The 10484-nt window shown below is 71.8% G+C and carries 13 protein-coding genes; 2 read left to right on the forward strand and 11 right to left on the reverse strand.

The annotated features are described in order from the left end of the window. From ACTS11_RS14600 to pyk, 5 genes are all read right to left on the reverse strand, one after another. The coding region (locus ACTS11_RS14600) for a tRNA ligase subunit PheS family protein (protein WP_442641032.1) at positions 1-480 on the reverse strand (480 nt) is incomplete at its 3' end. A 135-nt stretch (positions 481-615) separates the two neighbouring features. Beyond that, positions 616-975 (reverse strand): 50S ribosomal protein L20, encoded by a 360-nt coding sequence (gene rplT / locus ACTS11_RS14605; RefSeq protein WP_442641033.1) that lies wholly within the window; start codon positions 973-975, stop codon positions 616-618. Between the two features lie 12 nt (positions 976-987). Then, positions 988-1188: a 50S ribosomal protein L35 gene (rpmI, locus tag ACTS11_RS14610; RefSeq protein ID WP_442641034.1), complete on the reverse strand. Its 201-nt coding sequence runs from the start codon at positions 1186-1188 to the stop codon at positions 988-990. A 154-nt stretch (positions 1189-1342) separates the two neighbouring features. After that, the gene (locus ACTS11_RS14615) at positions 1343-1573 is read right to left on the reverse strand and encodes a hypothetical protein (protein ID WP_442641035.1); all 231 of its coding nucleotides are present in this window, start codon (positions 1571-1573) and stop codon (positions 1343-1345) included. Between the two features lie 7 nt (positions 1574-1580). After that, positions 1581-3029, reverse strand: coding sequence for a pyruvate kinase (gene pyk / locus ACTS11_RS14620; RefSeq protein WP_442641036.1), 1449 nt, complete (start codon positions 3027-3029; stop codon positions 1581-1583). A 233-nt stretch (positions 3030-3262) separates the two neighbouring features. Between pyk and ACTS11_RS14625 the strand changes: the two genes are divergently transcribed. Together ACTS11_RS14625 and ACTS11_RS14630 are read left to right on the forward strand one after the other, a co-directional pair. Then, the gene (locus ACTS11_RS14625; protein ID WP_442641037.1) at positions 3263-4000 is read left to right on the forward strand and encodes an N-formylglutamate amidohydrolase; all 738 of its coding nucleotides are present in this window, start codon (positions 3263-3265) and stop codon (positions 3998-4000) included. A 23-nt stretch (positions 4001-4023) separates the two neighbouring features. Continuing rightward, a complete protein-coding gene (locus ACTS11_RS14630) occupies positions 4024-4320 on the forward strand; it encodes a DUF1244 domain-containing protein (protein WP_442641038.1) in 297 nt (98 codons plus the stop codon). Between the two features lie 388 nt (positions 4321-4708). On the opposite strand, the gene yaaA is transcribed toward ACTS11_RS14630, so the two are convergent. From yaaA to ACTS11_RS14660, 6 genes are all read right to left on the reverse strand, one after another. Then, a complete protein-coding gene (gene yaaA / locus ACTS11_RS14635; protein ID WP_442641039.1) occupies positions 4709-5482 on the reverse strand; it encodes a peroxide stress protein YaaA in 774 nt (257 codons plus the stop codon). 39 nt (positions 5483-5521) lie between these two features. Next, complete coding sequence (gene recQ, locus ACTS11_RS14640; protein WP_442641040.1) at positions 5522-7576, reverse strand: DNA helicase RecQ; 2055 nt, start codon at positions 7574-7576, stop codon at positions 5522-5524. A gap of 103 nt (positions 7577-7679) precedes the next feature. Then, the gene (locus ACTS11_RS14645; protein ID WP_442641041.1) at positions 7680-7955 is read right to left on the reverse strand and encodes a hypothetical protein; all 276 of its coding nucleotides are present in this window, start codon (positions 7953-7955) and stop codon (positions 7680-7682) included. A gap of 47 nt (positions 7956-8002) precedes the next feature. Beyond that, entirely contained in the window at positions 8003-8662 is a 660-nt protein-coding gene (locus ACTS11_RS14650; RefSeq protein WP_442641042.1) for an HAD family hydrolase, read from the reverse strand. Further along, positions 8662-9222, reverse strand: a complete 561-nt coding sequence (gene rsmD, locus ACTS11_RS14655) for a 16S rRNA (guanine(966)-N(2))-methyltransferase RsmD (protein WP_442641043.1) — start codon at positions 9220-9222, stop codon at positions 8662-8664. Before rsmD ends, ACTS11_RS14650 begins: the two co-directional genes overlap by 1 nt. Next, entirely contained in the window at positions 9219-10424 is a 1206-nt protein-coding gene (locus tag ACTS11_RS14660) for an NAD(P)/FAD-dependent oxidoreductase (RefSeq protein ID WP_442641044.1), read from the reverse strand. Before ACTS11_RS14660 ends, rsmD begins: the two co-directional genes overlap by 4 nt. Between the last annotated feature and the right edge of the window lie 60 nt (positions 10425-10484).

The raw sequence follows: 10484 nt of genomic DNA on the forward strand, positions 1-10484 counted from the left end.
CATGTAGAACGTCTCCATCTCCGCCCGCGCGGGGTGGTGGCCGGGGAGGTTCAGCGCGTCGAAGTTGTACCAGTCGGTCTCGACCTGCGGCCCCTCGGCCACAGCGAAGCCCATGTCGGCGAAGATCGCCGTCACCTCCTCCGTCACCTGGGAGACGGGGTGGATCGTGCCGACCCGCCGGTGCCGCGCGGGCAGCGTGACGTCGAGCCACTCGGCCCTCAGCCGCTCGTCGAGCGCGGCATCGGCCAGCGCGGCCTTCTTCGCCGTCAGCGCGGCGTTCACCTCGTCCTTGAGCGCGTTCAGCGCGGGGCCCGCGACCTGACGCTCCTCCGGCGACATCTGCCCGAGCTCGCGCATCCTGAGGCTGATGTCGCCCTTCTTGCCCAGCGCGGCGATGCGCAGCTCCTCGAGGGCCGCCTCGTCGGCCGCCTGCCCGATCCGGCCGAGCCAGTCCGATTTCAGAGCGTTCAGATCGTCCATTTTCCCGTCCCCGTCTTCGGCCTCAGCCTCGAATTCGCGCCGTTTCACCTACCATGCGGCCCCCGGATTGCAAGCGCGGGGCCGAAACGCAAAGGGCCGCCCGAAGGCGGCCCCGCAACCCGGATGACCGGAAGCTCAGAGGGCGGCCTTCGCCTGCGCGACGATGGCGCCGAAGGCGTCGGGCTCGTGGATGGCGAGATCGGCGAGGACCTTGCGGTCCACCTCGATCCCGGCCTTCGCCAGACCGCTGATGAAGCGCGAATACGTCAGCTCGGCGTCGACGGCGCGGACGGCGGCGTTGATCCGCTGGATCCAGAGCGCGCGGAACTGCCGCTTGCGGACCTTGCGGTCGCGGGTCGCGTACTGGTTGGCCTTGTCGACGGCCTGCGTCGCGGTGCGGAAGCTCCGCGACCGGGCGCCGTAATAGCCTTTGGCCGCGTCAAGAACCTTCTTGTGGCGGCGATGGGTGACGGTTCCACCTTTGGTGCGGGACATGTCTGCGGCTCCTCAGCGGTCGTAGGGCATGTAGGTCTTGACGATCTTCTGGTCGGGCTCGCTCAGAACCTGCGTGCCGCGCGCCGAGCGGATGAACTTGTTCGTCCGCTTGATCATCCCGTGCCGTTTGCCGGCCTGCGCCGCCATCACCTTCCCGGTGCCGGTCACCTTGAAGCGCTTCTTCGCGCTCGACTTGGTCTTCATCTTCGGCATTTCCGTCTCCTGTCTTGCGTAGAGCGGTTCGGGCGCGACTCGGCATGCCGTTCTGGCCGGACGCACCGTTGGAGCGGGCCGCATACAGGGGAAAGCGGGGGCTGTCCAGAGGTGGGGAATGAGGCGTGACCGGACTCACTGGCGCGGACGGCCCTCAGTTCAGGATGCGCGCCGCAACGAGGATGAAGCTGTCCGGGATGTCGGTCCAGGCGAGCCCGCCGGGCGTGCGCAGGTGAACGAGGATCAGGACGCCGACCCCCGCCAGCAAAGCCACGGGCGCGAGACGCGGGCGGACCCGTCCGGCCCAGCTCGCCACGAGCGAGGCGAAGGCGGCGGCGCAGAGCAGCGTCGCGAGCACGGTCAGGATGTCGGTGCCCACGACCATCGGCCCGTCACTCCGGGTCGGTGGCGTAGATCAGCCGCTCGGCGCAGGGCGCGACACGCAGGATGTTGGTGGAGCCCTGGACGTTGAAGGGCACGCCCGCGACGACGATGATCTGGTCCTCCTCGGTCGCGTAGCCGCCCGAGCGCGCGGCCCGCGCGGCGTTGACCACCGCGCCCTTGAAGCGGTGCTGCTCCTCGGTGACGTAGTTCACGATCCCCCAGGTCAGGCACATCCGCCGGGCCACGCCGATCAGCGGCGTCAGCGCAAGGATCGGCACGCGCGGACGCTCGCGCGCCACCAGGGCCGCGGTCTTGCCGGACTGGGTGAAGCAGCAGATCGCCTTGATGTCGACGGTCTCGGCGATCTCGCGCGCGGCGGCCACGATCGCGTCGGCGGTGGAGTTGCGCTTGACCACGCGGGAAGCCTGCATGATGTCGCGGAAGGTCGGGTCGCCCTCCACCTCGACGGCGACGTTGTGCATCGTCGTCACGGCCTCGACCGGGTAGCTCCCGGCGGCGGACTCGGCACTCAGCATCACGGCGTCCGCCCCTTCGTAGAGCGCGGTCGCCACGTCCGAGACCTCGGCGCGGGTGGGCATCGGGCTCTCAATCATGCTCTCGAGCATCTGGGTGGCGACGATCACGGGCTTCGCCGCCGCGCGGCACTTGCGCACGAGGCGCTTCTGGATCGGCGGCACCGCGTGGACGGGGAGCTCCACGCCGAGGTCGCCGCGCGCCACCATGATCCCGTCCGACACGGCGAGGATCTCGTCGAAGGCCTGCACGGCCGCCGGCTTCTCGATCTTGGAGAGGATCGCGGCGCGGCCCTTGGCGAGGGCGCGCGCCTCCTGCACGTCGGCGGCCCGCTGCACGAAGCTGAGCGCGAGCCAGTCGACGCCGAGCTGGCAGACGAACTCGAGGTCCTTGCGGTCCTTCTCGGAGAGCGCGGCGAGCGGCAGCACCACGTCGGGCACGTTCACGCCCTTGCGGTTCGAGATGGGCCCGCCCGCGATCACCGTGCAGTCGGCGAAGTCGGGGCCGCAGCGCTCGACCCGGAGGCGCACCTTGCCGTCGTTCACCAGAAGCCTCGAGCCCGGTTCGATCGCATCGAAGATCTCCCTGTGGGGAAGCTGCACGCGCCGCTTGTCGCCCGGCGTCGGATTGAGGTCGAAGCGGAACGGCGCGCCGTCCTCGAGGTCGTAGCCCTCGCCGTTGGCGAAGCTGCCGCAGCGGAGCTTGGGGCCCTGGAGGTCGGCGAGGATCGCGATGGGCCGGCCCGTGTCCTTCTCGACCTGGCGGATCGCGGAATGGCGCGCGCGGATCTCGTCGTGGCCGCCGTGGCTCATGTTCAGGCGGAAGACGTCCGCCCCGGCCTCGAAGAGCTTGCGGATCATATCGTAGCCGTCCGAGGCCGGACCGAGCGTGGCGACGATCTTGACATTTCTTGCGCGTTTCATGGGTCCGCCTGTCCCTGCCTTGTCGAATTACCCGGGCAACGGCGTTGAAGGAATGCAGCGCCGGGCCGCACTGTTACCGCTCACATCGGGCCTTCGCCACGTATTGGCGTATTCCCGGCGGCGGGACAACCGCGCAGTGTCGAAATCCCTGGCGAAGGCCGCCGCAGGTCCCTTCCCCTCGGCCTTCCGCTGGCCTAGGTGCCTGCGTCGGAGCACGACAAGGCGACAGGGGCATGACGGAACCCTACCACATCGAAGGGGCGGAGCGGCGCGCGCGCTGGGTCGTGACCTGCGACCATGCCTCGAACCGCGTCCCGGCGGAGGTCGCGGGCGGCGACCTCGGCCTGCCGCGCGCCGACATGGAGCGGCACATCGCTTTCGACGTGGGGGCCGCGGGCGTGGCGCGCGCGCTCGGACGCGCGCTCGACGCGCCGGTGATCCTCTCGGACTTCTCCCGCCTCGTGATCGACCCTAACCGGGGGGGGGACGATCCGACCCTCGTGATGAAGATCTACGACGGCTCGATCATCCCCGCGAACCGGCACGCGGACGCGGCCGAGGTCGAGCGGCGGCTGAACCTCTTCCACCGGCCCTACCATCGCGGGCTCGAGGCGCTTCTCGCCGCGCGCGAGGCCCCGGTGATCGTCGCCGTCCATTCCTTCACGCAGCAATTCGTCGGCCGCCCGCCCCGTCCCTGGCACGTCGGCGTGCTCTACGCGGGCGACACGCGGCTCGCGCTGCCGTTGCTGGCGCGCCTGAACGCCGAGCCCGACCTCTGCGTGGGCGACAACCAGCCCTATTCGGGCCACCTGCCGGGCGATGCGCTGGACCGGCACGGCGTGCGGGCGGGGCGGCCGCATGTCCTCGTCGAGGTCCGCAACGACCTGATCGGGACGGCGGCCGCGCAGGAAGCCTGGGGACGCCGCCTCGCGCCCATGCTTGACGCGGCGCTGCGGATTGCCGAGGTCTGAGAAACGCCAGAAGGAGACGCCACATGGACGCGCAGACGAAACTGGAACTCGAGGCCGCCGCCTTCCGCCGGCTGCTGGCCCATCTCGACGAGCGCAAGGACGTGCAGAACATCGACATGATGAACCTCACCGGGTTCTGCCGGAACTGCCTCGGGCGCTGGTACCACGAGGCCGCCACCGAGCGCGGGATCGACATGGACCGCGAAGCGGCGCGGGAGGTCGTATACGGGATGCCCTACGCCGCGTGGAAGGCGAAGTACCAGTCCGAGGCGACCGAGGCCCAGAAGGACGCTTTCGCGAAGTCCCACAAGGACCATTGAAGAAGCGGTTTCGCCCGCTTCGCGGGCGATCGCGTGCGGCGGGGCGAGCCCCGCCCTACGGGGTGTCCTGCCGGCGTGCGGCGGGGCGACTCCCGTCCTACCGTGCGCTCCGATCCCGGGGTCGGTATCCGCCCGCCCGGCGGGCGGACCGGGCGCGCGGGGCGCCTCGCGGCGCGTCCGCGCGCCCGGCGCGCTCCGGCAGGCCATGGGCGCGGGCGGACAGGCAGCGCCATTCGCGATGAGGCCGTTTGCCGGCAGGTCTGCCGGGCAAACAGGCCGGTCCAAGCGTGGATGCGAGTCGCCCGCCGCCTCAAGGACGCCCGTTCCGGGCGCCGCCTCCGGCGGTCTGGCGATCCTTGACCCGGCGGCCGACTCGCGGTTCGGGATGTCAGGCCGCGGCGGCCTCGGAGGCGGCGGCGCGCAGGAAGGCGGGCTTGCCGGGTTCGCTGAGCTCCGGGGCATGGACGTAGCCGCCGGTGTCGAAGGCGAGAAGCTGGGCGGGGTCGGCCAGGCGGTTCTCCAGGACGAAGCGGGCCATGGCGCCGCGCGCCTTCTTGGCGAAGAAGCTGACGATGCGCGGGCCGCCCGGCTTGTCCTCGAGGAAGACCGGCGTGACCACCTCGAGCGCGAGGGCGCGGGTGTCGACGGCGGAGAAGTACTCGACCGAGGCGCAGTTCACGAGGACCCTGGCGCCCACCTCGCGCGCCTGCGCGTTCAGCGCCTCGGCCAGCCTCTCGCCCCACCACTCGTAGAGCGAGGCGCCGCGCTCGGTCTTCAGCCGGCTGCCCATCTCGAGGCGGTAGGCCTCGATCGCGTCGAGGGGGCGCAGCAAACCATAGAGGCCGGAGAGGATGCGCAGGTGGTCCTGCGCGTAGCGCAGCGCGTCCTCGCCGAGCGTCGCGGCCTCGAGCCCGGCATAGGTGTCGCCCGCGAAGGCGAAGACGGCGGGCCGCCTGTCGCCGTCGCCGAAGCGGGCGAAACGCTCGGCATTCAGCGCCGCGAGATCCGGCGAGATCCCCATGAGGTCCATGAGCTCGTCCGGGGCGAGGCCGCGCGCGATGCCCGCCAGCGCCTCGGCGTCGGCCTGGAAGGCGGGCTCGGTCGCGGCGACCTCGCGCGGGGTCCAGTCGAGCCGCTTGGCGGGGGAAATCACGGTCAGCATCGGACGTTCCTCCTCGGGATCCGGGGTCTTCGGGGCCGCTTAGCCCGCCTCGCGCAGGACGTCCAGAAAGGCGTCGGCGAAACGCTCGGCCCGGCGGTCGCCGATCAGCCTTTCGACCGTTTCGCGGTCGGTCGGGCGCATGTCCGCCAGTTTCGCGAGCTGCGCGGAAGAGCAGGAGAGCGGCTTGTCGAGGCCGCTGTCGCCGCGCGCGAGCTCGGCCTGGATGGAGAGGAGGCGGTCGTAGATGGCGCCCGCCTCGCGCCCCGCGAGCCTGCGGCGCGCCGGGTGCGCGGGGGCGGCGGCCTCGCCGGTGATGACGGCGAGGAAGGCCGCGCCGTAGCGCTCGAGCTTGGTGGCGCCGACGCCCGAGACGCGCGCCATCTCGTCGAGGCTCTGGGGCCGGGTCTCGGCCATCTCGATCAGGGTGCGGTCGGTGAAGATGACGTAGGCCGGCACGCGCGCCTCCTCGGCCAGCGCGCGGCGCTTGGCCTTCAGCGCGGAGAGGAGCGGCGCGTCCTCCTCGGAGACCAGCGCCCTGGCGGCGGGGCGGCGCGCGGTCGCGCCGAGCGTGTCCTTGCGCAGCGTGATCTCCGCCTCGCCGCGCAGGATCGGGCGCGCGGCCTCGGTCAGGCGCAGCGCGCCGTGGCGGTCGGGATCGGGCCGGACGAGGTCGTGGCCCATCATCTGCCGGAACACGGCCTGCCAGTCCTTGCGGTCGAACTCCCGCCCGACGCCGAAGGTCGGCAGCCGGTCGTGGCCGCGCGCCTGCACCTTCTCGGTCGTCGTGCCGGTCAGGATGTCGACGAGGTGGCCGGTGCCGAACCACTCGCCCGTGCGCAGGATCGCCGAGAGCGCCTTCTGCACGGGCACGGTGGCGTCGAAGGTCGCGGGGGGCGCGGCGCAGAGGTCGCAGTTGCCGCAGGGCTCGGAGGCCTCGCCGAAATAGGCCAGCAGCTTCTGGCGGCGGCAGGACACGGCCTCCGCCAGACCGAGGAGCGCATTCAGCCGCGCGTGGTCGGCGGCCTTGCGCTCGGGGGGCGCGAGGCCCTCGTCGATCTGGCTCCGGCGGAAGCGGATGTCGTCGGGGCCGTAGAGCGTGAGCGTGTCGGCCGGCGCCCCGTCGCGGCCGGCGCGGCCGATCTCCTGGTAATAGGACTCGATCGACTTGGGCAGGTCGGCCTGCGCGACCCAGCGGATGTCGGGCTTGTCCACGCCCATGCCGAACGCGACGGTGGCGACGACGATCAGCCCGTCCTCGGTGGCGAAGCGATGCTCGACCTGCCGCCGGTCGTCGGCCTCCATCCCCCCGTGATAGGCGACGGCGGCGTGCCCCGCCTCGCGCAGCGCCTGCGCCAGCGTCTCGGTCTTGGCCCGCGTGCCGCAATAGACGATGCCCGACTGTCCCTTGCGGGCTGCGGCGTAGCTGAGGATCTGCTGCCGGGGCTGGTTCTTGACCTCGAAGGCGAGAGTCAGGTTCGGACGGTCGAAGCCGCGCAGGAAGGTCTCGGGTGGCGCGCCGTCGAAGAGGCGGGCGACGATCTCGCCCTGGGTCTCGGCGTCGGCGGTCGCGGTGAAGGCGGCGAGCGGCACGCCCAGCGCGCGGCGGAGCGCGCCGATCCTGAGGTAGTCGGGGCGGAAGTCGTGGCCCCACTGGCTGACGCAATGCGCCTCGTCCACGGCGATGAGCGAGACGCCGGCGCGGCGCAGCATCCGCTCGGCCCCCGATGAGGCCAGCCGCTCGGGCGCGATGTAGAGGAGCTTCAGCCGCCCCTCCTCCAGCGCCTGCCAGACCGCGTCCGTCTCGTCCTGCGTGTTGCCGGAGGTCAGCGCGCCCGCGCTGACGCCCGCCTCGCGCAGGCCGCGCACCTGGTCGCGCATCAGCGCGATGAGCGGCGAGATGACGACGGTGACGCCCTCGCGCATCAGGGCGGGAAGCTGGAAGCAGAGTGACTTGCCACCGCCGGTCGGCATGATGGCGAGCACGTTGCGCCCGGAGGCCACGGCGCCCACGATCTCGGCCTGCCCGGGACGGAAGCCTTCGAATCCGAAGACGGAGCGCAGAAGCGCTGAGGGGTCCGGGCGGGTCTCCAGCATCGGAAGGGGCCTGTCGGGTGTTTTTCGGTTTATCGCTCGCTCGAGGGTGAGCGTCCCATATTGAGGACTCGTAAACAAGACCCGCGGCGCATCCGGGACAGGCTCAATCCTCCTCCGGCGCCTCGACGGGGCCGAGCGGCCCGAGCGGGGACGCGACGGGCTCGGCCACGATGCCGCCGAAGCGCGCCTCGCCGACGCGCACCGGCCGCCCGTCGAGAAGGCCCAGATAGCCGCGCGCCTCGCGGAACGCCGCCTCGCCCGCACGCCGCCAGGCGAAACCGCCCGAGACATGGGTGTTGGCGAATTCGAGGCGATGGCCCTCGGCGTCGGTGATCCGCTCGCGGCAGAGGGCGCAGATGTACCAGGGATAGCGCGTCATGGCCGGAAGGCGCGTCCCGCAGGCGGGACAATGGTGCGCCGCCCCGCTCAAGGCGCAGCGGCTCCGAGCCCGAGGCGAGCCGGCACCTCGGCCATGTCGCGGACGATCTCGGCCCCGAGGGCGGCGAGGCGCGCGCCGTCGCCGTGCGGCGCATATCCGAGGCAGCGCATTCCGGCGCGGCGCGCGGCCTCCACCCCGGTCGGGCTGTCCTCGACGACGAGGCAGCGCGCGGGGTCGGCGCCCATCACGCGCGCGGCATGGAGGAAGAGGCCCGGATCGGGCTTGGCGATGCCGACGGCATGGGCCGAGAAGCGGCGCCCCGCGAACCGTGCGGCCAGACCCGTGCGTCCCAGCGTGATGTCCATCTTCTCGTCGCTCCCGTTCGAGGCGACGCAATGGGCGATCCCCTCCGCATCGAGGCGGAGGAGCAGATCGGGGATGCCCGCCACCGGCTCCACCCCCTGCCGGAGGGCGGCGTAGGTCAGTCCGTAGATCTCCGCCACCCAGTCGTCGTGCAGCGCCGCGCCGAGGCCGCGCGCCTTCTCCATCACGCCCGCCATCGTGCCGCCGATGAAGACCTCCATGCAGCGCTCCGCCGTCAGGTCGAGGCCGTAGCGCGCGAGATTGGCCGAGAGCACCCGCGCCGAGACCCACTCGCTGTCCACGAGAACCCCGTCGCAGTCGAATATGACCAGATCGGGCCGCATCACGGCGCCCGGAGGAGCGTGAGGCGCGTGCCGCCATAGCTCCGCTCGTCGAGGATCTCGAAGCCCGCCGGCGGCAGCGGCGGAACGGACTCCTCCCAGACGACCAGCGCGCCCGCCGCGATCCATCCGCCCGCGACGGCGGAGGCCATGGCCCGCTCGCCGAGGCCCTGGGCATAGGGCGGATCGAGGAAGACGAGGTCGAAGGGCTGGCCCCTGTGCGCGCCGAGGTCGGTCGCGTCGCGGCGGAAGACCTTCGCGACGCCTTGAGCCCCGCACCGCTCGACGTTCTCGCGGAGGAGGGCGCGGGCGGCCGTGCCGTTGTCCACGAAGGTGACATGCGCCGCCCCGCGCGACAGCGCCTCGAGCCCGAGCGCCCCCGTTCCGGCGAAGAGGTCGAGGACGCGCGCGCCCGTGACCGGGTCGCCGTGCCGCCCGTTCGTCAGAAGGTTGAAGAGACTCTCGCGCACGCGGTCGGAGGTCGGGCGGAGGTGGGCCTCGGCATCGCCCGCGCCGACCTCGGCGAGCGCTTTGCCCCGCCAGCGTCCACCCACGATTCTCATCCGCGCAGGAGCGCCTTGAGATCCGTCGCCGGGTCCGCGATGGCGGCCTTGTCGGGAGACCTCCCCGCCTCGATCAGGCGCTTGCCGACCATGTAGGCGCGCGGGTCGTTCATCGCGTCGACGGCCAGCAGTGTGTCGCCCTCATAGTACCAGTGCGAGCGCCCGTCCCCGTCACGCATGACGATGTTGTCGTACCCGGTGTTGAGGCCCGCGATCTGGAGCTTCACGTCGTACTGGTCGGACCAGAACCACGGCTGCGGCACGTAGTCCTCGCCCGCGCCGAGGATGTTGCGCGCCACGGCCTCGGCCTGGTCGATGGCGTTCTGCACGCTCTCGAGGCGGATTCGCCGCCCGCGGAAGGGCAGGCTCGCGCAGTCGCCCGCGGCCCAGATGGCCGGATCGCTCGTCCGCCCCCGCGCGTCCACGCGGATGCCGTTCTCGATCTCGAGGCCCGCGGCCTCGGCCAGTTCGGTGCAGGGCGTGATGCCGATGCCCGCGATGACGATGTCGTAGGGATGCTCGGTGTTGTCCGACAGGATCGCGCCCGCGACCTTGCCGTCGACGCCCGTGAGGCAGGTGAGGCCGACGCCCTCCAGCACCCGCACGCCGTGACGCGCGTGGAGCGCCCGGAACCAGGCGGAGGTCTCGGGGCAGGCGACGCGCATGAGGATGCGGTCCGCCGCCTCGATCAGCGTGACATCGAGGCCGCGCTTGGCGCAGACCGCCGCCGCCTCGAGCCCGATGTAGCCGCCGCCGACGATGAGCGCCCGCCGCCCGGCGACGATCCCAGGCGCCATCGCGTCCACGTCGGCGAGCGTGCGCACCACGTGGACGCCGCGCAATTCTCCGCCGATGCTGCCGGGAAGCCGGCGCGGAACAGACCCGGTGGCGAGGACCAGCGCATCGTAGGGCACCGCCTGGCCGCCCGCGATGACGACGCGGTCGCGCCGGTCGATCGCCTGCACCGTCGTGTCGAGCCTGAGCTCGATCCCGCTCTCGGCATAGTAGCTCTCGGGCCGGAGATAGAGCCGCTCGAGCGCCATCTCGCCCAGGAGATAGGCCTTCGACAGCGGCGGGCGCTGGTAGGGCGGCGCGTGTTCCTCCCCGAGCAGCGTGATCGACCCCGCGAAGCCCTCGGAGCGCAGCTTGGCCACGCAGGAGGCGCCCGCCTGTCCGGCCCCGACGACGACGATCTTCTCCATGGAACCTGGCCTCCCGCCCGCGCGAAACATCTATGGCATCCGGTCGGCCGGACCCTATAT

Origin of the sequence: Roseicyclus sp. (assembly GCF_052168335.1) — a bacterium.
Taxonomy (GTDB): Bacteria; Pseudomonadota; Alphaproteobacteria; order Rhodobacterales; family Rhodobacteraceae; genus Roseibacterium.

Bases quoted from the DNA above. Each gene is read 5' to 3' on its own strand.
- ACTS11_RS14650 (WP_442641042.1), bottom strand. From the start codon at position 8,662: ATGCGGCCCGATCTGGTCATATTCGACTGCGACGGGGTTCTCGTGGAC.
- rsmD (WP_442641043.1), bottom strand. From the start codon at position 9,222: ATGAGAATCGTGGGTGGACGCTGGCGGGGCAAAGCGCTCGCCGAGGTC.
- ACTS11_RS14630 (WP_442641038.1), top strand. From the start codon at position 4,024: ATGGACGCGCAGACGAAACTGGAACTCGAGGCCGCCGCCTTCCGCCGG.
- rpmI (WP_442641034.1), bottom strand. From the start codon at position 1,188: ATGCCGAAGATGAAGACCAAGTCGAGCGCGAAGAAGCGCTTCAAGGTG.
- ACTS11_RS14660 (WP_442641044.1), bottom strand. From the start codon at position 10,424: ATGGAGAAGATCGTCGTCGTCGGGGCCGGACAGGCGGGCGCCTCCTGC.
- yaaA (WP_442641039.1), bottom strand. From the start codon at position 5,482: ATGCTGACCGTGATTTCCCCCGCCAAGCGGCTCGACTGGACCCCGCGC.
- ACTS11_RS14615 (WP_442641035.1), bottom strand. From the start codon at position 1,573: ATGGTCGTGGGCACCGACATCCTGACCGTGCTCGCGACGCTGCTCTGC.
- ACTS11_RS14645 (WP_442641041.1), bottom strand. From the start codon at position 7,955: ATGACGCGCTATCCCTGGTACATCTGCGCCCTCTGCCGCGAGCGGATC.
- ACTS11_RS14625 (WP_442641037.1), top strand. From the start codon at position 3,263: ATGACGGAACCCTACCACATCGAAGGGGCGGAGCGGCGCGCGCGCTGG.
- recQ (WP_442641040.1), bottom strand. From the start codon at position 7,576: ATGCTGGAGACCCGCCCGGACCCCTCAGCGCTTCTGCGCTCCGTCTTC.
- rplT (WP_442641033.1), bottom strand. From the start codon at position 975: ATGTCCCGCACCAAAGGTGGAACCGTCACCCATCGCCGCCACAAGAAG.
- pyk (WP_442641036.1), bottom strand. From the start codon at position 3,029: ATGAAACGCGCAAGAAATGTCAAGATCGTCGCCACGCTCGGTCCGGCC.